We start from the raw sequence: 22,018 nt of genomic DNA on the forward strand, positions 1-22,018 counted from the left end.
GGACGTCCTCACACGGGAAGGAAGTTGATCGGGTGGCTGTCGGTCGCCCACAGGTACTGGACCGCGTACGCCCGCCACGGCCGCCACGCCGCGGCGCGGGCGGTCAGGGCCGCGGGGGTGGAGGGCAGGCCCAGATCCCGGGCGGCCCGGCGGATGCCGAGGTCGGTGGGGAGGAAGGCGTCGGGGTCGCCGAGGGCGCGCATCGCGATGACGTCGACCGTCCAGGGGCCGAAGCCGGGGAGGGCGAGCAGGCGGGCGCGGGCCTCGGGCCAGTCGCTGTCGACCCCGAGGTTGAGGGTGCCGTCGGCCAGGCCGCGGACCAGGGTGGTGAGCGTGGCGCGGCGGGTGCGGGGCATCGCCAGGGACTCGGGGTCGAGGGCGGCGAGCGCCTCGGGGGTGGGGAAGAGGTGGGTGAGGCCCCCCTCGGGGTCGTCGACGCGGTCGCCGTGGGCGGTGACCAGGCGGGCCGCGTGGGTGCGGGCGGCGGCGGTGGAGACCTGCTGGCCGAGGACGGCGCGCACGGCGAACTCCGCCTCGTCGACGGTGCGCGGCACGCGCCGGCCTGGCGCCTTGTCCACCAGCGGGGCGAGCAACGGGTCCGCGCGCAGCTGGTCGTCGACGGCGACCGGGTCGGCGTCGAGGTCGAGCATGCGCCGGCAGCGGCTGATCGCGACGGGCAGGTCGCGCAGGTCGCCGAGGGTGAGCCGGCAGGCGATGTGGTCGGGCTGGGGGGTCAGGGCGACGATGCCGTGGCCGTAGGGGAGGCGGAGGGTGCGGCGGTAGGCGCCGTCCCGCCATTCCTCGACGCCCGGTACGGCGGTGGCCGCGAGGTGGCCGAAGAGGTTGTCGGGGTTGAGGGGGGCGCGGAACGGGAGACGGAGGGTGAGCGTGCCCGGGGTGCCCTGGGCGTCGTTCCGCGGTGCCCGGGCGTCCTTCCTCGATGTCCGGGCACGCAGTTCGCTCGGGGTCAGGGCGTGCACCTCGCGCACGGTGTCGTTGAAGGTGCGGATGGAGGAGAAACCCGCGGCGAAGGCGATCCGCGCCATGGGCAGCGCCGTCGTCTCGATCAGCAGGCGGGCGGTCCGGGCGCGCTGGGCGCGGGCCAGGGCGAGGGGGCCCGCGCCCAGCTCGGCCAGCAGCTGGCGCTCGATCTGCCGGGGGCTGTAGCCGAGGCGGGCGGCCAGTCCGGGCACGCCGTCGCGGTCGACGACGCCGTCGGCGATCAGCCGCATCGCGCGGGCGACGAGGTCGGCGCGCTGGTTCCACTCCGGGGAGCCGGGGCTGGTGTCGGGGCGGCAGCGCTTGCAGGCGCGGAACCCGGCCTGCTGGCAGGCGGCCGCGCTCGGGTAGAAGGTCATGTTCTCCGGCTTGGGCGGTACGACCGGGCAGCTGGGACGGCAGTAGATGCGGGTGGTCAGCACCGCCGTGAAGAACCAGCCGTCGAAGCGCGCGTCCTTGGACCGGACGGCGCGCAGGCAGCGCTCGGTGTCGGTGTGCATCCCCTTCTGCATGTCTCCAGCATCGGGGACGGGCCGGGCAGGAGCTGGCGGGAATCCGACATCGACCTCGCCTGTCCTGCGCCGGCCCGGATCGCGTGGGTCCCGGCTGGTCCGGGAACCGCGTCAGTCCGAGAACCGTGTGGAGGTCGGCCGCCGGGAGGCCGGTGTCGCCGCGCGGACTCTCATCAGCGGGCGCAGCCGGTAGGTGTAGGCGTAGTCCCGGTCCGCGAAGAGCTTGTAGGCGTCGTGCGTGTGGGCGCCCCAGCTGTTGTCGCCGCCGACGCCCATCTGCCGGTGGTTCACGCGCAGGACGACCTGCTCACGCGGCGTGAGCTGGTAGGCGTGGCGCGCCCCGGCCGACAGGTCCTCCGGGGTGAAGTGGGAGGCGTTGACCTCCAGCAGCGGTTCGGCGGAGACCAGCAGGCCCCGGCCGCGCCCGTCGGTCAGGGCGGCCCAGCGCACGTCGGTCTTGTTGCCGTTCTCCTGCGGGCGGATGTAGGGCGTCCACTGGCCGGAGACGGTCCCGGAGTACAGGCCGACATCGGTGCCGGTGTTGCGGTCCCAGTGGTTCTCCTCTGGGCCGCGCCCGTAGTAGTGCAGGTGCTCCAGCCGGCCCGGCAGGAACAGCAGGGTGCCGACCTCGGGGATGTAGGGCAGGCTCGCGGCGCCGGGGTGGAGGGTGTTGTCGACCCTGATCTCGCCGTTGCCGAAGACGGTGTACGTCGTGGTGTACGCCGACTCGACGGTCGTCGGAAGCGTGCCGGTGACCTTGATCTCGACGGCGCGGTCGCGCAGGGCGCGCACGGTCACGTCCGTCACCGTGCGGCGGGCGCCGGCGTCGCGCCAGGTCTGGTTGCGGACGTGCTGGCCGTTGCCGCGGTCGTTGTCGGTGGGGGCCCGCCAGAAGTTGGGCACCGGGCCGGAGTCGATCAGCCGGGCGCCGTGGGCCTCGTACGAGGTGATGAGTCCGCTGTGCCTGTCGACGGTGACGGAGAAGCCGTCGCCGGTGACGGTGACGGTGTCGTCGCGGTCGTCGTGGCGCAGCGCCGGGACGCTCTCCAGGGGCGCCGGCACCACGTCGGGGCTGCCCGCGTCGAGGGCGAGCTGCTGCCGGGCCACCTCGAAGCCGGCCCGCGCCCACTTGGTGGGCTCCTTGGTGGTGAACGACAGCTCCAGGAAGTACTCGGTGCCGGGCGCCGGGTCGCGCGGCAGCCGTACGGGCACCGTGACGTCGCGGTCGGCCAGCGGCTCCACGTCGAGCTGGGCGCGGCTGAGCCTCCCGCGCTGGACGGTTCTGCCGTCCGCGACGAGTGCCCAACAGCAGTCGAATTCGCGGAGGTTGGTGAACAGGTACTCGTTGGTGAGGGTCACCTCCCCGGGAGCGCCACCGGCGGCCGGGGACACCTGGACGGCCTGGTAGACCCGTTTGATCTCCGCCGCCTTGCCGGTGTGGCCGCGGTCGGCGGTGACGATGCCGTTCGCGCAGAAGTTGCCGTCGTTGGGGTTGTCGCCCCAGTCGCCGCCGTAGGAGAAGTACGTTTCCATGGTGGGGAGTTGCTCGGCGAGGCCGGCCGTGGCCGCGTCGAACCAGAAGCGCACCCCGTCGTCGCCGGGGCCGCGGTCGTCGTCGGCCAGTTCGGCGGCGGTGAGGGCGCGGGCGTGGACGCGGGCCCGGCGGACGGTGCCGCTGAACTCGCGGGTGGGGTTGTCGGCGTCGCCGGCGATCGTGAGGGGCGCGGCGGTGCTGTCGGGCCGCCGGTTGGTGGTGCGGGTGGCCCTGACCACGCCGTCGACGTACAGGGTCAGCGCGCCCGCCGTCGCGTCGAAGACGCCCGCGACGTGGTGTTCGGTGCCGGTCCAGCCGCTCGCGGGCAGGGTCCAGCTGGTGCTGATCCACTGACCGCCGCCGTGGATGAAGAACTCGAGTCTGCCGTCGGTCTGCTTCAGGGCGTACTGGGTGTCGCCCTTGGCGAGGACGGGCTGGTGATAGCCCGTCACGTGCGGGGTGATCCACGCCTCCAGGGTCAGGGAGCCGGTGAGGTCGAGGCCGGGGTCGCGGGCGAAGACGGTGGCCCCGCGCACGCCCTTGTCGCGGTCGAAGTCGCCGCTGGGGTTGAGCAGTTCGCCGCGCAGCCCGCCCGGTCCGGTCTCGGTGAGGAACCTGCGCCGCGGGGCCGGCCGGCTCAGGGACTGGTCGACGAAGTCCCAGATCCAGCCGCCCTGCAGCACGTCGTGGCGGCGGACGACGTCCCAGTACTCCTTGAAGTTGCCGTTGGAGTTCCCCATGGCGTGGGAGTACTCGATCATCACGTAGGGCCGGGTGTCGGCGGTGTCCCGCGCGCGTGCCTCGACGGCTGCCGGGCTCTCGTACATCTTCGAGCGGATGTCGCTGATCCCCGGGCTGTCGTCGCCCTCGTACTGGATGACGCGGGTGGGGTCGTAGGAGCGGATCCAGTCGTGCATGGCGACGAAGGTGCTGCCGCCGCCCGCCTCGTTGCCGAGGGACCAGATGACGACCGAGGCGTGGTTCTTGTCGCGGTGGACCATGTTCTTCGCGCGGGCCACGCAGGCGGCGGTCCACTCGGGGTGGTCGCCGGGGTACTGGCCGCGGATGCCGTGCGTCTCGAGGTTGGTCTCGTCGACGAGGTACAGGCCGTACTCGTCGGCCAGCTCGAGCCACTGCGGGTTGTTCGGATAGTGCGAGGTGCGCACGGAGTTGATGTTCAGGCGTTTGACGATCTCGATGTCGCGGACCAGGTCCGCGCGGGTGAGGGCGGTGCCGCGGGCGGGGTGCATCTCGTGCCGGTTGGTGCCGCGGAGCGAGACCGGCCTGCCGTTGATCCGCATCAGGCCGTCCACGAGCGCGAACTCCCGGATGCCGACGCGGTGCGAGAGGGTCTCGGTGACCTTCCCGGACGGGTCGCGCAGGCGCAGCACCGCGGTGTACAGGTACGGGTCCTCGGCCGACCACAGCCTCGGCTCGGGTACGGCTCTCGTGGCCTGTACGGTCGTCTCGGCGCCGGCGTCGAGGTCCGCCGTCTGCTGCAGCGGGCGGGGCCAGACGGGGTGCCCGGCGGCGTCGTAGAGCTGGGTCTCGACGGTGTACCGGCCCCGGCCGTCGCCGGCGTAGTCGCGCACGCTCGCGGTGACCGACAGCAGCGCGGTGGTGTGGTCGTCGCCGAGCGGGGTCTCCAGCTTGAAGTCGCGCAGGTGCACGGCGGGCGTGGAGTAGAGGTAGACCGAGCGGAAGATGCCGCTCAGCCGGATCATGTCCTGGTCCTCCATCCAGTCGCCGTCGGAGAAGCGGTAGACCTCCACCGCGATCTGGTTGGCGCCGGGCCTGAGGTGCGCGGTGATGTCGTACTCGGCGGGTGTGTAGGAATCCTCGTGGTAGCCGGCCAGTTGCCCGTTGATCCACACGTAGTGGGCCGACTTGACGCCCTCGAAGTGCAGGAACGTGCGGCGGCCGGCCCAGTGGCGGGGCAGTGTGAAGGTGCGCCGGTACTGGCCCACGGGGTTGAAGCGGGTCGGCGCGGCGGGCGGCTGCGCCTCCTCGCCGAGGCCGTTGGGGCCCCACCACGGGTAGGTGATGTTGAGGTAGATCGGCCGGTCGTGGCCGTACAGCTGCCACGGGGAGGGGACGGGGACGGTGTCCCAGTCGCTGTCGTCGAGATCGGTGCGGTGGAAGTCGGGGTCGCGGTCGTCGGGGCGGTCGGCGTGGGCGAACCGCCAGGTCCCGTCGAGGCTCATCCGGTACGGCGAGCGGGTGCGGTCGGCGGCCAGCGCCTGCTCCAGGTCCGCGTAGGGCGTCAGCGTGGCGTGCGGGGGCTCGGTGCCGACCTCGAACAGGCCGACGTGCCCGTTCCACTCGGGCGTGGAGTCGGCCGCCGCGTCGCCGGCCGCGTGTGCGGCGCCCGACGGCCGGGACAGGGCGAGCGCGCCGAGCACGGCGGCGGAGGACTCCAGCAGCCGGCGGCGGCTGACCACCGCGCGCCGGGGACGGTCGGGCTGGGACGCGTGCGGGTGGGGGTGCGCGTGCGGGTGCGGCATGACCGTGGCCTTCCTCGGGACGACCGTGTACGACACGGGCTTGAGGGTGCGTCAGGGTTCAGTGGGGTGGGGGGTCTCGAACGGGGACGCGTGCGCTGTCGGCCGGCTGGCGGCGGGTTCGGTGGCGACTGGTGGTGACGGTGTGACTACCGAGCCAGGCTCACCCTAGGACCCGAACACAATCGAATCAATTATCTTGTCGGACTCTGTGTGAACGTGATGGCACGGCGCCGGCCGGCGCATGGCCGACCGGAGCGGCGGCGGGAGCTGTGGACGAACTGCTGCCGGTGTCGGCCCCGGGCCCGGCCCGGTGGCGAGTGCCGCACGGGCGCGTCCCTCACGCCCCCACCCGCCGGATCACGGCCACGACGGCCGCGTGGCCGGCGGGACCGGCCGTGTTCCGCGCCGTGTCCGTGTCGCGCAGGGCGGGCCTGATCACGGCCGTCGGCGCGCCGGCCGGCCCGCTGCCGGCCGCCACCGTCGCCGGCTGAAACGCAGATGCGGCCGGCACCCGTGGCTTCGGGCGCCGGCCGCGTGCGGTCACTACGTCAGTGTCTGGAGGCGTACGGAAGGAAGGTCGCCCAGGCGGTGGGAGCGAGGGCGAGGCGGGGGCCGTGGGGGTTCTTGGAGTCGCGGACGAGTATGCGACCGGGGGCGGCTGCTGCTTCGACGCAGTCAGGGCCGTCGGACGTGCTGTAGCTGCTCTTTATCCATTCCGGCTCGGTGCCGGTTCCAGAGACCTTGAGCGTCATGTCCTTGTCTCTCCCCGTGCTTTCTCGATCAGTGGCAACGAATCCTGTGGGCTGAGAGCCTGGGCGCGCAGAGCTCCGTAACGGATGTCGAGGACCGTCGTTTCCTTCGGGTCAGCCGTCACTCGGCTGCTCAGGGGCGATTCGCTGAACGCGACTGTGGTTCCTTCCTTGAGCTTGAGCAGCCGGAACGAACCGCCGGTTCCGGAGTTCACCTCGCGGTCCGGGGGAAGGACCTGGAGGTCCACGTTGCGCAACTGGGCCACGACGAGCAGGCGTTCGAGCTGCCGGCGCATCACCATTCTGCCTCCCATGGGCCTACGAAGCGTCGACTCGCACTGCACGAAACTGAACACGCGCCGCCCGGCCATGAGATCAAGGGTCCCCTGTCGTGCCAAGCGTGCCGCGACCTGCTGCTCGACCTCGTCCTCGGTGAGCGTCGGTCGATGTGCGTTGAACACGGCCCGTGCGTAGTCCTCGGTCTGCAGCAGCCCATGGATGACCGAGTGTTGTAGGCGCACAGCTCAACAGCCTCCGCCTCCAGCTTCTTCAGGTCGCGCACCTTCTTCGGGTACCGGGCCTCCGCCACGTCGCCCTTCATCGCTGCGATCTTCCCGCCCGCGCCCAACACCTCGTCCGCCGCGTCCAGATATTCAGGCCGGGGAATCCGCCGTCCCCGCTCCACCGAGGACACCAACTCCTCCCCGTACCCGATGGCCGCCCCGAACTCCGCCTGGGTGAGGCCGGCCGCCTCCCGCCACAGCTTCAACTGCCGTACCACCGTACGCATCACGGCCCCGGCCTCGTCGTCCTCCGGCCCCGCTTCCCATCCGCTCATGTCCGTCTCCCTCCGTCGCGCCCCCTCCCCGGACCAACCTCTGCCGCCCGCGCCCGGTCACCCCGGACAGCCCGGACGGAATCCGGACACCTCGCGTACAGCCACCCGCCGAACGAGCCGCCGGCCCTCACACGTCACGCACGCGAGAACACACGAAGTGCCGGTCTTCGAAGGGTGCCACGGCGGCGAAACAGGCCGAAAAACACACTTGTGATGTTCACCTCATATAACCATCATTGCGCTTACATACCAGATGGGTATGGGGGAGGGAGAAACGGTAAAATGGTGAAAATCGGTCGCAAGTTAGCGTCAACGGCCGGTGTGGGACTTCTCGCTGTGGGGGCGACACTGGGGGCCGCCACCACGTCGTCGGCAGCGGCCTCGCCCCGCCCGGTGAGCGTGCGAGCCGGTGACGTACAGCCGTCCGCGGCGGGCACCTACTACGCGACGACGTGGGCCTCCGTCGCCAACCGGACCTGCGCGTCGACCAGTTGCTCGTCCAGAGGCACCCTCGCCGCGAACACGACCTACGTCATCAACTGCTGGGTCTACGGCCAGACCGTCACCGCCGAGGGATACACCAACAACGTGTGGCTCCAGGTCCGCTGGACCGACTGGAGTGTCGGGTACAGCAGTGCCATCTACTTCAAGGGCGACAAGTACGGCAACCTGCCGCTCAGCGCCCAGTGCTAGAAGGCTCCTGAAGATCATGGTGAGGGGCTGTCCGGCCGCAGGCCGGGCGGCCCCGGCACATGGAGCAGGTTCCGGGCGCGGTCAGACGCGGTGCCGGGTGAAGGCCTCGTACGCACGGCCGTCGAAGAGGACGAACCGGACCTCTTCGACGGCCGTCGGCGTGGTGCGCACGGTGTCCACCGCGATGCGGGCGGCGTCCGGCAGCGGCCAGCGGTAGACGCCGGTGGAGATCGCGGGGAAGGCGACCGTCCGGGCGCCGAGTTCGTCGGCGACGCGCAGGGACTCCCGATAGCAGGAGGCCAGCAGGTCGGAGCGGTCCTCGGTGGCACTGTGCACGGGGCCGACGGTGTGGATCACCCAGCGGGCGTCCAGGTTGCCCGCGGTGGTGGCGACCGCCTGGCCCGTGGGCAGGCCCCTGCCGTACCTGGAGGCGCGCAGCCTGCGGCACTCCTCGAGGATCGCGGGGCCGCCGCGGCGGTGGATGGCGCCGTCCACCCCTCCGCCGCCGAGCAGGGAGGAATTGGCCGCGTTGACGATCGCGTCGGCGCTGACGCGGCTGATGTCGCCCTGGAGGAAGGTGATGGTGGGGGTCATGTCTGCCGCAGTCGCTTCCACACGGCCTTGGCCGCGTTGTGGCCGGACATGCCGTGGACGCCGGGGCCGGGCGGGGTGGCCGACGAGCAGATGAAGACGGCCGGGTGCGGGGTGCTGTAGGGGGACAGGGAGAGTTTCGGCCGGAGCAGGGTCTGCAGTCCGCTGACCGCGCCGGTGGCGATGTCGCCGCCGATGTAGTTGGCGTTGCGGGCGGCCATCTCGGGCGGGCCGGCGGTCGCGCGGGCGAGGACGCGGTCGCGGAAGCCGGGGGCGAAACGCTCCAGCTGGTCCTCTACGGCGTCCGTGAGATCTCCGGTCCAGCCGCTGGGGACATGGCCGTAGACCCAGAAGACGTGCTTGCCCTCGGGCGCGCGGGTGGGGTCGACGACGCTGGGCTGGACCGTGATCAGGAACGGCCGGTCGGGCGCCCGCCCCTCCCGGGAGGCGGCGCGCAGGGCGGCGCCGATCTCCGCGCTGTCCGCGCCGATCTGCACGGTGCCCGCGAGGCGGGCCTCCTTCGCGGTCCACGGCACCGGGCCGTCCAGCGCGTAGTCGATCTTGAAGACGCCGGGGCCGTAGCGGTAGCGGTCGTAGTAGCCGCCGAGGCCCGCGATGCGGGCCAGGGCGGTGGGCGAGGTGTCGAAGACGTACGCGCGGGCGGGCGGCAGGTCGTCGAGGCGCTTGACCTCGTAGTCGGTGTGGATGCTGCCGCCGAGGTCCGCGAGGTGGGCGGCGAGGGCGTCGGAGAGGGACTGGGAGCCGCCGCGGACCACGGGCCAGCCGCGGGCGTGCGCGGCGAGCGCGAAGACCAGACCGACGCCGCCGGTGGCGAAGCCGCTGAGGGGCGCCATGACGTGGGCGACGAGACCGGCGAACAGGGTCTTGGCCCGCTCGTCGCGGAAGCGGCGGATCAGCCATGTCGACGGGGGCAGGCCGGCCAGGCCGAAGCGGGCGAGGGTCAGCGGGTCGCGGGGCAGCGCGGTGAGCGGCAGCGACATGAAGTCGCGGACCAGGGTGTCCCAGCGGGGCAGGAACGGCTCGACCAGCCTGCGGTAGGCGCCCGCGTCCCGCGGGCCGAAGGAGGCGGCCGTCTCGGCGACCGACCGGGACAGCACGGCGGCCGTGCCGTCGGGGAAGGGGTGCGCCATGGGCAGTTCGGCGTGCAGCCACCGAAGGCCGTACCGCTCGAGGGGCAGGGCGCGGAAGGCCGGTGAGCTGATGCCCAGCGGGTGGGCCGCGGAGCAGGGGTCGTGCCGGAAGCCCGGCAGGGTGAGCTCCTCGGTGCGGGCTCCCCCGCCGACGGTTCCGCGGGCCTCGAAGAGGGCGACGGAGAAGCCGCGGCGGGCCAGCTCGACGGCAGCGGTCAGTCCGTTCGGTCCCGCGCCCACCACGACCGCATCGAGCATCGACGGCACCTTCGGACCCCCTCGTCAGCCGATGGCATGTGGGCATCAGGATAGGCGGGAAACCGGCGCCCCCGGCCCGCAGGTCGCCGGCCCCTGCGTCGGAGTCAGGACACGCCCGCGAGCAGCGCCCTGACCCTGCGGGCCGTGGCCGCGTCGCGGGCCGCGGTGAACGGCAGGGCGTTGCCGCCCGTGATCCGGAACGGCTCCCCGGTGAGGGTCAGGTGCGCGCCGCCCGCCTCCTCCACCAGCAGCAGGCCCGCCGCGTGGTCCCAGGCCGCCTCCCACGAGAAGGCGACCGCTTCCGACTCGCCGCGGGCGAGGGCGAGGTACTCCAGGCCGGCCGAACCGCAGGGACGGGGCGCGACGCCGTCGGTCCACAGGCCGAGCAGGGCCCGCTTCTGCTCGTCCGTCGTGTAGTCCGGGTGCGAGGTGGCCACGCGCAGGTCGCGGCCCGGGCCGGGCGGACCGGCGTGCAGCCGTTCGCCGTCGAGGAACGCGCCCCGGCCCCTTGCCGCCGTGGCCAGTCGGCCGAGCGCTGGTGCGTACGTCCAGGAGGCGAGCACGGTGCCGCGGTGGGCGAGCGCGACCAGGGTGCAGAAGCCGGGATCGCCGTGCACGAACTGGCGCGTGCCGTCGACGGGGTCGACGATCCAGACCGGCACGTCGTCCCGTATCGCGTCGTACGACGCCGGGTCGGCGTGCACCGCCTCCTCGCCGACCACGACCGAGCCGGGCAGCAGCTTGCCGAGCTCCTCGGTGAGGTACCGCTCGGCGAGGCGGTCGGCGTCGGTCACCAGGTCGTGCGGGCCGTTCTTCTGGTCGACCTCGTGCGCGGCGAGCCGGCGGAAGCGCGGCATGATCTCGGCCGCGGCGGCCGCGCGGACCGCCTCCTCCACGTCGGCCGAGTGGCGGGCGAGAAACTCGTCGATGGTTTCCGTGTCTTCGATCATGGCTCCATGAGAGCACGGGCCACTGACAATCCCCACCCGTCCGGTGCACTTGCGGTGGAATCTGGATGAAATCCGGGATTCCGGTTCCGTGCCGGCGCCCGGTCAGCGGCCCACCGCGTACCCCTGCATCCCCCGCGGGTTCGCGCCCGCCGACAGGACGCCGGTGGCCGGGTCCCGGGCGACCGCGCACAGCCGGCCCTCGGACCACGGGGCGCCCACGGTGACGCGGTGACCGCGCCGGCGCAGCTCCTCGACCACGGCCGGGTCCGTGCGGGACTCCACGGTGACGCTGCCCGGCCGCATGCCGCGCGGGTAGAAGGAACCGGGGAAGCTGTCGTTGTGCCAGTTCGGCGCGTCGATCGCGCCCTGGAGGTCGAGGCCGCCGCGCACCGGGCCGCGCAGGGCGACGGCGAGGAAGAAGTGCAGCTGCCACTGGTCCTGCTGGTCGCCGCCGGGCGTGCCGAAGGCCATCACCGGCTCCCCGTCGCGCAGGGCGAGGGAGGGCGTGAGGGTGGTGCGGGGCCGCCGGCCGGGCGTCAGTGAGTTCGGCAGGCCCTCCTCCAGCCAGGTCATCTGCAGCCGGGTGCCGAGCGGGAAGCCCAGTTCGGGGACGACCGGGTTGGACTGCAGCCAGCCGCCGCTGGGCGTGGCGGCGACCATGTTGCCCCAGCGGTCGACGACGTCCAGGTGGCAGGTGTCGCCGCGGGTGAAACCGTCCGCGCCCACCGGGGGCTCTCCGGGCACGGGCGACGTGGGGCCCTTGGCGACGGTGGGCTCACCGGCGCCCATCGGATGGAAGCCGGGGTCCTCGGCGGCGACGACGTGCGCGTGGGCGCTCAGCCGCGGGGTGCGTCCGCCGGGGCTGCCGGGCCGCAGTTCGTGGGAGGCGGTGTCGCCGATCAGGCGGCGCCGGGCGGTGTTGTAGTCCGCCGACAGCAGGTCGCCGAGCGGCACCTCGGCCGCGTCGCCGTACCAGGCCTCCCGGTCGGCCATGGCGAGTTTGCAGCCCTCGACCAGCAGATGGACGTAGTCCGCGGAGCCGTACAGCGGCAGTTCGGGCGGCAGCAGGGCGAGTTGCTGGAGCAGGACCGGGCCCTGGCTCCACGGGCCGGCCTTGCACAGGGTCCAGCCGTTCCAGTCGTACGTCGCCGGCGTCTCGTAGCCGGCGGACCAGCCGGCGAGGTCGGCGGCGGTGAGGGTGCCGGTGTGGCGTTCGCCGCTGGTGTCCCTGGTGGGCCGGGCGGCCTGCCGCACCAGGGCCTCGGCGATGAACCCGGTCCGCCACACCTGCCGCGCGGCCTCGATCTGCGCCTGCCGGTCCCCCGCGCCCGCGACCTCGGCGAGCAGCCGCTTCCAGGTGGCGGCCAGGGCGGGGTTGCGCAGCAGTTCGCCGGGGCGGGGCGCCCTGCCGCCGGGCAGGTACAGCTCTGCCGAGGAGGTCCACTCCGTCTCGAAGAGTTCCCGTACCGACTCGACGGTCGCGCCCACGTTCTCCACGGGCGCGTGCCCGTGTTCGGCGTACCCGACGGCGTACTTCAGGACGTCGGCCGGGGCCTTGGTGCCGTGGTCGCGCAGCAGCAGCATCCAGGCGTCGAACGCGCCGGGCACGGCGGCGGCGAGCGGACCGGTGCCGGGGACGAGGTCGAGGCCGAGGGAGCGGTAGTGCGCGACCGTCGCTCCGGCCGGGGTCACGCCCTGCCCGCACAGCACCCGCACCTCGCCGCCGGCCGGGGCGAGCAGGATCGGCACCTCGCCGGCGGGTCCGTTCAGGTGCGGCTCGACGACGTGCAGCACGAACGCGCCCGCCACCGCGGCGTCGAAGGCGTTGCCGCCGTCCTCCAGCACGGCCATCGCGGACTGCGAGGCCAGCCAGTGGGTGGAGGACACCATGCCGAAGGTGCCCTGGAGGGTGGGCCGGGTGGTGAACCGCATCTGTCACCTCACTCGTCGGGCGCCTCGGCCGGTCCGAAGCGAGCGCTCCCGCATGGAGCATTTCATTCCACGTTCGGGAGCCTACGAAGATTTTGCGATCCCACGAGCTCCGCATGAACCGGCTCCCACCTGCGTGAAGTCCCTTTCGTCCGGCCTCTTGAACCGCCGTTGATCCCGAGTTCACCCGCCTTCCCTTCCGTCGGGTCTACGCGCGTGGTGTCATGCACACGCTCACCACCTCCACCCCCCACGTGGGCTTCAACTCGACTAGGAGTCACGCATGTTGTGGAAGGTCCTCGGCCGGGCAGGTGTCGCCCTGGCGGCCGGCACCGCCGTGCTCGCCACCGCCGTCCCCGCGAACGCCGCGAGCTACTCCGCTTTCGCCTTCTCGCTCAGCGGCAGCGAACCCACGATCTACGACTTCATCAACTCGGCCACCACCTCCCTCGACATGACCATGTACGAGCTGGAGGACACCACGGCCGTCAACGACCTGATAGCCCTGAAGAACAAGGGCGTCACGGTGCGGGTGGTGCTGGACCAGGCCCACAAGTCCGCCAACAGCTCGGCGTACACGGCGCTGACGAACGCGGGCGTGGGAGTCGCCTGGTCGCCCACCAGTTTCGTCTACACCCACCAGAAGACGATCACGGTGGACGGCGTCAAGTCGCTGATCCTGACCGGCAACCTCACCTCGCAGTACTACTCGACCGGCCGTGACTACGGCGTGTTCACCGACGACACCCGTGACGTCGCCGCGATCGAGAAGGTCTTCAACGCGGACTACGCCGGCACCTCGGTCACTCCCACCGACGGCGACCACCTGCTGTGGTCGCCCACCGACTCCCGCAGCCGGCTGCTGTCCGTGATCAACGCGGCCACCAAGACGCTCGACGTCGAGGAACTGGAGTTCAGCGACAGCACGGTGGTCAACGCCATCGTCGCCAGAGCCGAGGCGGGCGTGAAGGTGCGGGTGGTCCTGGAGTCGCCGGGCAACTACTCCAGCCAGGTGTCCGCGGTCAAGGCCGCGGGCGGCACGGTGGTCGGGTACTCCGACCCCAACGGCTTCTACATCCACGCCAAGGCCATGGTCGCCGACTACGGGCTGTCCACCCAGGAGGTGGAGGCCGGTTCGATGAACATCAGCAGCAACTCGCTCTCGAACAACCGTGAGTTGGGGATCATCCTCACGGGCACCGGAGTGGCCCAGTCGGTGGCCACGACCATCGAGACGACGTTCAACAGCGACTACGCGGGCGGCACCGCCGCGTAAGCGCCGTACGGGGCGCGGGGACTCGGGCGCGGGCGACGCGGGGGGCGGACACGGAGCAGGCAAGGCCGTCGCGCCTCTTCGGCGGACTACGGCACGCCCTGGGTTCCGCCACCGCGGCGGCACTCGCGGCCGTGCCGTCCCGCTGTCACCCCGTCCGGGTCCGGGCGGTGCCGGCAGGCCGGGGAAGCGAGGAGATGACGCCGGTCACGGTGCGGACAGTGCGGGTCATGGAAGCGGCGGACGTGGTGGGCTCCGTACTGCCCCGCCCGCCGGACCGCGCCGCCCGGCGCCCGCACGGCCCCGGAGGGCCCAGGCCCCCGCACGACTCCCGACACGCCGTCGCCCGCGCGACGCGCTGTGGCTCGTCACCCGCGAACCGGCCGCGCCGGGCGCCCATCCACCCTACCCCTCGGTAACCACGCGCGTACGGAGCGAGTTGGCACTTCCGTCTCAGGGGGACTCGTGTGAAACTACGGCCGTCCGCAGTGCGGACTGCTCCGCACACCGTCCCCCACTGAGAAGTGTGCCCGTGCGCCATCTTCCTCTGCCGCTCGCGCTGGCCGCGCGCCTGACCCCGGTCGTCGTGCTCGCCACGGCGGGCTGGGCGATGTCGTCCGGTTCCGCGACGCCGGCCGCCCAGCACAAGGACGCGCCGCAGACCGGCACCCGGTCGGCCTCCGCGCCGTCGTCGACGGCCGTCGCGAAGACGTACACCGCCGCTCCCGCGCCGTGCGGCGCCGTCGCGACGAAGACGGTCAAGTCGCTGGTGCCGGGGGCGAAGACGCCCGGGAAGGAGATCCGGTCGACGGACGAGACGCTGCGCCGCACCTGCTCCTGGAACGCGCTGAAGGGCTACGACTACCGCTGGCTCGACGTCTCCTTCGAGATCACGGACTCGGACCGGGCGGCGCAGAAGTCGTACCAGGACCGGCTCACGGAGAAGAGCGGCGGAGGGGACGTCCCCGGACTCGGCGACGCGGGCTACTCCGTCGTGAACCTCACCACCGAAGACAAGCAGCAGACCCGTGAGGGCGAGGTGGTGGCCCGGGTGGCCAACGCGCTGGTGGTCGTCACCTACAACGGCAGCGACTTCGAGACCAAGAAGGCGCCCGGCACGGACGAGATCAACAAGGGCGCCATCAAGGCGGCGAAGGACGCGGTGGCGGCGCTGGAGGGCAGCCGGTAGGACGGACACCGGGGAGGGCAGCCGGCGGGAACCCCGGCCGGCCGCCCTCCCCCGCCCGCGTTCAGGCCTCCAACTGCCGCCTGCCGCGCGGCAGCATCAGGGCCACGTAGAGCACCATCGACGTGCCCAGGCCCACCGCCCAGCCGTAGTCGGCGAGCGGTTCGAGGGCCGGGATCGGCCGTCCGTCGATCAGCGGCTTGAAGCTGGCGCCGCCGACCGCGAGGACGCCGCCGACGGCGAAGGCGGCGACGGCCCGCCAGTTCCAGCCGCCGTCGTACCAGTAGCGGCCGCCCGTGCGGTACAGGTCGACCAGGTCGAGCTTGCCGCGGCGCAGGATCCAGTAGTCGGCGATCAGGATGCCGGCGACCGTGCCGAGCAGCCCGCCGACCAGGCCGAGCCAGGTGAAGATGTAGCCCTGCGGGTCGGAGTACAGCTTCCACGGGAAGATCAGCACCCCGAGGACGCAGGTGGCCAGCGCGCCGACGCGGAAACTGATCTTCCGCGGGGCGATGTTGGAGAAGTCGAAGGCCGGGGAGACCAGGTTGGCCGCGATGTTCACGGACAAGGTGGCCACCAGCACGGTCACCAGCGCGAACAGCAGGCCGACCACGTTGTCGGTCTTGGCGGCCAGCTGTACCGGGTCCCAGACCGTCTCGCCGTACACCGCCTGCGAGCCGGAGGTGACCAGCACCGACAGCAGCGCGAAGAGCGTCATCGTGGTCGGCAGGCCGAGCGCCTGCCCCCAGGTCTGCGCCTTCTGGCTCCTGCCGTAGCGGGTGAAGTCGGGGATGTTCAGCGACAGCGTGGACCAGAAGCCGATCATGCCCATGAGGGAGGGCCAGAACAGCTTCCAGAAGTCGCCGCCCCAGCCGAGCTTGGAGGGCTGGTCGAGCAGCGGCCCGAAGCCGCCGGCCTTGTCGCTCATCCAGATCAGCATCACGAACGCGCCGACGAGCACGAAGGGCGCCGCCCAGTTCTCGAAGCGCCGGATGGTCTCCATGCCGCGGTAGATGATGGCGATCTGCAGCACCCAGAACAGCGCGAACGACAGCCACATGGTCCAGGCGTAGCCGCCGATGTGCGAGGCGTTCGCCCAGCTGTCGCCGATCAGCTTGCCGGCCAGGAAGTAGATCGCCTCGCCGCCGATCCAGGTCTGGATGCCGAACCAGCCGCACGCCACCAACGCCCGTACGACGGCGGGCAGGTTGGCGCCGCGCACGCCGAAGGAGGCGCGGGCGAACACCGGGAAGGGGATGCCGTACTTCGGTCCGGCGTGCCCGGTGAGCAGCATCGGGACGAGCACGATCACGTTGGCCAGGGCGATGGTGAACACCGCCTGCTTCCAGTCCATGCCGACGGCGATCAGACCGGAGGCCAGGGTCCAGGAGGCGGTGTTGTGGGCCATGCCGACCCACAGCGCGGAGAAGTTGTACGTGGTCCACGTCCGCTTCTCGACGGGGACCGGCAGCAGGTCGTCGTTGGCGTAGGGGCCGGTGGGCAGCGGGGATCCCGGGGCGATCTCCACGCGTCCGTCGGGGCGGGTGACCTGGGCGGTCGGCGGTATGGCCGGGGGAGCGGTTTCGGTCATGGGCAGGCCAATCAAACGAGGGGCGGTTCCGGAAAGGCCAGTGCGGGCTCCGGCCCCCTCCCCGGCACGCGCCGGGGAGGGGTGAACGGGAGTGGGGGGACGGGACAACCCGGCTGCTTGGGTCAGGAGTTGACCGCGGGGATGACCTTCTGGCCGTACGCGTCGATCACGGCCTCCTGCGCGTCGTGCATGTCGTACACGGCGAACTGGTCGACGCCCAGTTCCCGCAGTGCGTTCAGCTTCTCGATGTGCCGCTCGACCGGGCCGATGACGCAGAACCGGTCGACGATCTCGTCCGGCACGAACGCGGTGTCCGGGTTGTCGGCACGCCCGTGGTGCGAGTAGTCGTACCCCTCGCGGGCCTTGATGTAGTCGGTGAGTTCCTCGGGGACCTGGGCGGAGTGCGCGCCGTACTTGGCGACCAGGTCGGCGACGTGGTTGCCGACCATGCCGCCGAACCAGCGGCACTGCTCGCGGGCGTGGGCGAGCGCCTCGGGCGAGTCGTCCTCGGTGACGTACGCCGGGGCGGCGACGCAGATCGTCACCTCGGACGGGTCGCGGCCGGCCGCGGCGGCCGCGTCCTTGACCGCCTTGACCATGTACTCGGTGAGGTAGAGGTCGGCGAGCTGGAGGATGAACCCGTCGGCCTCCTCGCCGGTCATCTTCAGCGCCTTGGGCCCGTACGCGGCCATCCAGACGGGCAGTTCGGCGCCGGGTTTGATCCACGGGAACCTGACGAGGGTGCCGCCGCCGAGGTCGGCCTCCTCGCCGCGGCCCAGCGCCCGGATGACCTTCATGGCGTCGCTGATGCGGGCCAGGGTGTTGGGTTTGCGGCCCGCCACGCGCATCGCGGAGTCGCCGCGGCCGATGCCGCAGACGGTGCGGTTGCCGAACATGTCGTTGAGGGTGGCGAAGGTGGAGGCGGTGACCTCCCAGGTGCGGGTGCCCGGGTTGGTCACCATCGGGCCGACCTTCAGCCGCTCGGTGTGGGCGAGGATCTGGCTGTAGATCACGAACGGTTCCTGCCACAGCACGGCCGAGTCGAAGGTCCAGCCGTGGGTGAAGCCGTTGCGCTCGGCGCGCTTCATCAGCTCGACGACCTTCGTGGCCGGCGGATCGGTCTGCAGGACGAGTCCGAAGTCCATGGGCGCCACTCCTAGTTGAGGTACTGACAGGTGGAGCGCGGGGTGTAGACGCCGTGTCCGGCGTGTCCGGTGTACTCCCGCTCGGTGATGACGGGTTCGCCGCGCGAGAGGACCGTCTCGACCCGGCCGGTGGTGCGCTTGCCCTCGTACGCCGAGTAGTCGACGTTCATGTGGTGCGTGTCCGCGGACATGACCTGCTCGGCGTGCGGGTCGTAGATGACGACGTCGGCGTCGGCGCCGGGGGCGATGGTGCCCTTCTTCGGGTAGAGGCCGAACATGCGGGCCGGCGTGGCGCAGGCGATCTCGATCCAGCGGCGGCGCGAGATGTGCCCGTCGACGACTGCCTGGTGGAGCAGGTCCATGCGGTTCTCCACGCCCGGCAGCCCGTTGGGGATCTTGGAGAAGTCGCCCCGGCCCAGCTCCTTCTGGCCGGTGAAGCAGAACGGGCAGTGGTCGGTGGAGACGACCTGGAGGTCGTTGGTGCGCAGGCCCCTCCACAGCCGGGCCTGGTGCTCCTTGGGGCGCAGGGGCGTGGAGCACACGTACTTGGCGCCCTCGAAGCCGGGTTCGGCGAGGTTGTCGGTGGACAGGAAGAGGTACTGCGGGCAGGTCTCGCCGAACACGTTCAGGCCCTCGTCGCGGGCCCTGGCCAGCTCCGCGACCGCCTCCGCGGCCGAGACGTGCACGACGTACAGGGGGGCGCCGGCGACCTGCGCGAGCTTGATGGCGCGGTGGGTGGCCTCCGCCTCAAGGAGGGCCTTGCGGACCTCGCCGTGGTAGCGGGGGTCGGTCTCGCCGCGGGCCAGGGCCTGCTCGACGAGGACGTCGATGGCGATGCCGTTCTCGGCGTGCATCATGATCAGGCCGCCGTTGTCGGCGGAGCGCTGCATGGCGCGCAGGATCTGGCCGTCGTCGCTGTAGAAGACGCCCGGGTAGGCCATGAACTGCTTGAAGGAGGTGACGCCCTCCTCCACCAGCAGGTCCATCTCCTTCAGCGTCTCCTGGTTCACGTCGGAGACGATCATGTGGAAGCCGTAGTCGATCGCGCAGTTGCCCTCGGCCTTGGCGTGCCAGGCGTCCAGGCCCTCGCGCAGGGAGTGTCCGACGCTCTGCACGGCGAAGTCCACGATCGTCGTCGTGCCGCCCCAGGCGGCCGCCCGGGTGCCGGTCTCGAAGGTGTCGGAGGCGGAGGTGCCGCCGAACGGCAGCTCCATGTGGGTGTGGACGTCGACGCCGCCCGGGATGACGTACTTGCCGGTGGCGTCGATGCTCCGGTCGGCCGTCCAGGCCTCGGCGGCCGGGGTGCCGGAGGCGGCGAGGGCGGCGATACGGCCGTCCTCGATCAGGACGTCGGCGTGGATCTCGTCGGACGCGGTGACGACGAGGCCACCGCGGATGACGGTACGGCTGCTCATGGTCCCTCTCCTGCCAGGGTGAACGGTTCGGTCAGGGTGCGGTCAGCGGGGCGTACGCGTCGGGGCGGCGGTCCCGGAAGAACTGCCAGCGGTCGCGCACCTCGCGCAGCTTGGCCAGGTCCAGGTCGCGGACGACGAGTTCGGTCTCCTTCTCGCTCGCCACCTCGCCGACGAACTGGGCCTCCGGGTCCACGAAGTACGACGTGCCGTAGAAGTCGTTGTCGCCGTACTCCTCCACGCCGACCCGGTTGATCGCGCCGACGAAGTACTCGTTGGCGACGGCCGCGGCCGGCTGCTCCAGCTGCCACAGGTAGCGGGACAGTCCGCGCGAGGTGGCCGACGGGTTGAAGACGATCTCGGCGCCCGCCAGGCCCAGCGCCCGCCAGCCCTCCGGGAAGTGCCGGTCGTAGCAGATGTAGACGCCGATCCGGCCGACGGCGGTGTCGAAGACCGGCCAGCCCGCGTTGCCGGGGCGGAAGTAGAACTTCTCCCAGAACCCGGGCACCTGGGGGATGTGGTGCTTGCGGTACTTGCCGAGGAAGGTGCCGTCGGCGTCGATCACGGCGGCCGTGTTGTACAGGACGCCCGGCTGCTCCTCCTCGTACATCGGCAGCACGAGGACCAGGCCCAGCTCCCGGGCGAGCGCCTGGAAGCGCTTGACGATCGGGCCGTCGGGGATGCGCTCGGCGTACTCGTAGAACGCCTTGTCCTGGACCTGGCAGAAGTAGGGACCGTAGAACAGTTCCTGGAAGCAGAGGACTTGGGCGCCCTGCGCGGCCGCGTCCCGCGCCGCCCGCTCGTGCACCTGGATCATCGACTCCTTGTCGCCCGTCCACGCGGTCTGGAAGAGGGCGGCGCGGATCACTTGGCTCATCGGGACCTCCGGTCGCTCGGTGTGCGAGAAGGCTAGGAAGTCCGGGGGCCGGCTTTGAGGTGCACCGTGTCACGTCTGCGGGCCTGCGGCGTGCCACGTTGTCACCTTGTCGCAGCGCCATGTTTCACCGCCGTTTTCCCTGGTCATCATGTGTTTCAGCCCTGTTGCGCGTCGTGTGCGAGGAGCGCGATGTGCACGGAGGCGGCCTGCTCGAAGTCGTCGAGGTCCACGCCGAGGCGGCTTTGGATGGCCTCCAGGCGCCGGTAGAGCGCGGGCCGGGAGACGTGGTGGAGCTGGGCGGTGCGGGACTTGTTGCGGCCGGTGGCGAGGTAGGTGCGCAGCACGGACAACAGGGCCGCCGTCTCCTCGTCCGGCCCGCGCAGCAGCCCGTCCAGCTCGCGTTCCGCGAAGGACTGCACGTGCGGGTCGTCGCGCAGCAGCCGGATCAGGCCGCGCAGGTGCACGTCCCTCAGGCGGACGACGGCCGGCAGGTCCAGGGCGGCCGCGGAGTCGGCGACGGCGTCCGCGACGTGCTGGGCCTCGCGCAGCCCGGCGGGCACGTCGTCCCAGGCGGTGCGCGGGTCGGCCGCGGCGACCACCGTCCCCGGCGTCCCCGACTCGGTGCGCAGCCGTGCCGCGAAGTGCGCGGTGAGCGCCTGCGCGTCCTGGTCGCGGGCGAGGCTGAGCAGCACCGCGACGGCGCCGTCGGCGAGTTCGGCGACCAGTCCGGACAGGCCGAGCATGCGCAGCACGCGGTCGAGCCGGGCGGTGTCCTTGTCCCGCACGACCAGCGGCACGAAGGCGCGCCGGTTGACCGGCAGCCCGGCCGCACGCGCCCGCGGCAGCAGCTGCCTCGCCGGTACGACCCCGCTGACCAGGTCGGTCAGCAGGCTCTGCGCGGACTGCTCCTCCCAGCTGCAGCCCGTGTTGGAGCCGAGCATGCGGTGCAGGACGAGGGCCTCGGCGGCCCGGTCGGCGAGCAGCCGCCCGGTGGCGGTGTCGCCGCGGTAGCCGCACAGCACGATGCGGCCCCACCGCTCGCCGCGTCCGCCGAGTTCGGCGCGGACCCAGCCGTCGCCCTCGCCGCCTCCCCCAGTGCCTGAAAGGCCTGGGTGGTGCCCCCATGCCTGCCGGGAGATCCGCTCCCAGTCGCGCAGCACGTCGTCGACGGCAGGCCGCTCCCCCGCCGTGGCGAGGACCCGGTGGGCGAGGTTGGTGAGGACGACGGGGCAGGCGCTGTGCTGGGCGACCTCGTCGAGCAGGCGCTGCAGAGGCGCGCCGGAGGTGATGAGGCCGGTGAGGGCCGTGCGCACCGACTCCGAGAGGCTGACCGCGGCGAACTTGCGCCGCACCAGCCGGGACTGCACCTCCTCCGTCAGTTCCGCGAAGGGGAAGGGCCGGTGCAGGACTATCAGCGGCAGCCCGCACCGTTCGGCGGCCCGCCGCATGACGTCCGGCGGGGCGGGGAACGCCCGGCCCAGGCCCAGGACGACGGCGGCGGCCTCCGCGTGGTGCAGCGAGCGGATGTACTCGGCCTGCTTCTCCTCGTCTCCGGCGAGCAGCACGCCGGTGGTCAGGACCATCTCGCCGCCGCTGAGCATCACGCCCACGTCGGCCGCCTCGGCGACGTGCACCCAGCGCACCGGCCGGTCGAGCCGGGCGGCGCCGGCCACCACCTCGGGCTCGCCGGCGAGCACCCGTTCCAGCGACAGCACCTGGCGGACCGACAGGGCCGGTTCCGGGTGTTCCGGCTGTTCCGGGCGCTCCGGGGATCCGAAGGTGGTGGTCATGGCGGTGTTCCCCTTTTCTGCGGCTCGGTTCGCCTC

At 72.0% G+C, this 22,018-nt stretch carries 15 protein-coding genes and 1 pseudogene; 3 read left to right on the forward strand and 13 right to left on the reverse strand.

Annotated features, from left to right (window positions below; all coding sequences use genetic code 11):
- Positions 1-8 precede the first annotated feature (8 nt).
- The 4 genes and pseudogenes from ACH4ZX_RS17200 to ACH4ZX_RS17215 form a co-directional block, all read right to left on the reverse strand.
- Entirely contained in the window at positions 9-1,511 is a 1,503-nt protein-coding gene (locus ACH4ZX_RS17200; RefSeq protein ID WP_398272889.1) for an AlkA N-terminal domain-containing protein, read from the reverse strand.
- A gap of 111 nt (positions 1,512-1,622) precedes the next feature.
- Positions 1,623-5,549 (reverse strand): glycoside hydrolase family 2 TIM barrel-domain containing protein, encoded by a 3,927-nt coding sequence (locus tag ACH4ZX_RS17205; protein ID WP_398272989.1) that lies wholly within the window; start codon positions 5,547-5,549, stop codon positions 1,623-1,625.
- Positions 5,550-6,097: 548 nt separating this feature from the next.
- Positions 6,098-6,301 carry a DUF397 domain-containing protein gene (locus tag ACH4ZX_RS17210; protein ID WP_398272891.1) on the reverse strand — a complete coding sequence of 68 codons (204 nt, stop codon included), beginning with the start codon at positions 6,299-6,301 and terminating at the stop codon, positions 6,098-6,100.
- Positions 6,298-7,136, reverse strand: a pseudogene (locus tag ACH4ZX_RS17215) (helix-turn-helix transcriptional regulator). The gene ACH4ZX_RS17210 and the pseudogene ACH4ZX_RS17215 overlap by 4 nt, the downstream one beginning before the upstream one ends.
- A 393-nt stretch (positions 7,137-7,529) precedes the next feature.
- Here ACH4ZX_RS17215 and ACH4ZX_RS17220 point away from each other — a divergent pair.
- Positions 7,530-7,829 carry an SH3 domain-containing protein gene (locus ACH4ZX_RS17220; RefSeq protein ID WP_398272893.1) on the forward strand — a complete coding sequence of 100 codons (300 nt, stop codon included), beginning with the start codon at positions 7,530-7,532 and terminating at the stop codon, positions 7,827-7,829.
- Between the two features lie 81 nt (positions 7,830-7,910).
- Here ACH4ZX_RS17220 and ACH4ZX_RS17225 read toward each other — a convergent pair whose 3' ends face one another.
- From ACH4ZX_RS17225 to ACH4ZX_RS17240, 4 genes are all read right to left on the reverse strand, one after another.
- Positions 7,911-8,423: an O-acetyl-ADP-ribose deacetylase gene (locus ACH4ZX_RS17225; protein ID WP_398272894.1), complete on the reverse strand. Its 513-nt coding sequence runs from the start codon at positions 8,421-8,423 to the stop codon at positions 7,911-7,913.
- Positions 8,420-9,829, reverse strand: coding sequence for a phytoene desaturase family protein (locus tag ACH4ZX_RS17230; RefSeq protein WP_398272896.1), 1,410 nt, complete (start codon positions 9,827-9,829; stop codon positions 8,420-8,422). The genes ACH4ZX_RS17225 and ACH4ZX_RS17230 overlap by 4 nt, the downstream gene beginning before the upstream one ends.
- Before the next feature lie 104 nt (positions 9,830-9,933).
- Positions 9,934-10,779, reverse strand: a complete 846-nt coding sequence (locus tag ACH4ZX_RS17235) for an inositol monophosphatase family protein (RefSeq protein ID WP_398272898.1) — start codon at positions 10,777-10,779, stop codon at positions 9,934-9,936.
- A 102-nt stretch (positions 10,780-10,881) separates the two neighbouring features.
- Complete coding sequence (locus ACH4ZX_RS17240) at positions 10,882-12,711, reverse strand: gamma-glutamyltransferase family protein (protein WP_398272900.1); 1,830 nt, start codon at positions 12,709-12,711, stop codon at positions 10,882-10,884.
- A 280-nt stretch (positions 12,712-12,991) separates the two neighbouring features.
- Between ACH4ZX_RS17240 and ACH4ZX_RS17245 the strand changes: the two genes are divergently transcribed.
- On the forward strand, positions 12,992-13,984 hold the full coding sequence (locus ACH4ZX_RS17245) for a phospholipase D-like domain-containing protein (RefSeq protein ID WP_398272902.1): 993 nt from the start codon (positions 12,992-12,994) through the stop codon (positions 13,982-13,984).
- A gap of 529 nt (positions 13,985-14,513) precedes the next feature.
- The gene (locus tag ACH4ZX_RS17250) at positions 14,514-15,170 is read left to right on the forward strand and encodes a hypothetical protein (protein WP_398272904.1); all 657 of its coding nucleotides are present in this window, start codon (positions 14,514-14,516) and stop codon (positions 15,168-15,170) included.
- Positions 15,171-15,231: 61 nt separating this feature from the next.
- On the opposite strand, the gene ACH4ZX_RS17255 is transcribed toward ACH4ZX_RS17250, so the two are convergent.
- The 5 genes from ACH4ZX_RS17255 to ACH4ZX_RS17275 form a co-directional block, all read right to left on the reverse strand.
- Positions 15,232-16,758, reverse strand: coding sequence for an NCS1 family nucleobase:cation symporter-1 (locus ACH4ZX_RS17255; protein WP_398272906.1), 1,527 nt, complete (start codon positions 16,756-16,758; stop codon positions 15,232-15,234).
- Between the two features lie 122 nt (positions 16,759-16,880).
- Positions 16,881-17,903, reverse strand: a complete 1,023-nt coding sequence (locus tag ACH4ZX_RS17260; RefSeq protein WP_398272908.1) for a TIGR03842 family LLM class F420-dependent oxidoreductase — start codon at positions 17,901-17,903, stop codon at positions 16,881-16,883.
- An 11-nt stretch (positions 17,904-17,914) separates the two neighbouring features.
- On the reverse strand, positions 17,915-19,318 hold the full coding sequence (gene hydA, locus ACH4ZX_RS17265; RefSeq protein WP_398272910.1) for a dihydropyrimidinase: 1,404 nt from the start codon (positions 19,316-19,318) through the stop codon (positions 17,915-17,917).
- 31 nt (positions 19,319-19,349) lie between these two features.
- A complete protein-coding gene (locus ACH4ZX_RS17270; RefSeq protein WP_398272912.1) occupies positions 19,350-20,192 on the reverse strand; it encodes a nitrilase-related carbon-nitrogen hydrolase in 843 nt (280 codons plus the stop codon).
- A gap of 155 nt (positions 20,193-20,347) precedes the next feature.
- A complete protein-coding gene (locus ACH4ZX_RS17275; protein ID WP_398272914.1) occupies positions 20,348-21,982 on the reverse strand; it encodes a PucR family transcriptional regulator in 1,635 nt (544 codons plus the stop codon).
- Positions 21,983-22,018: the final 36 nt, after the last annotated feature.

The organism is Streptomyces sp. NPDC020490, from assembly GCF_044335305.1.
Taxonomy (GTDB): Bacteria; Actinomycetota; Actinomycetes; order Streptomycetales; family Streptomycetaceae; genus Streptomyces.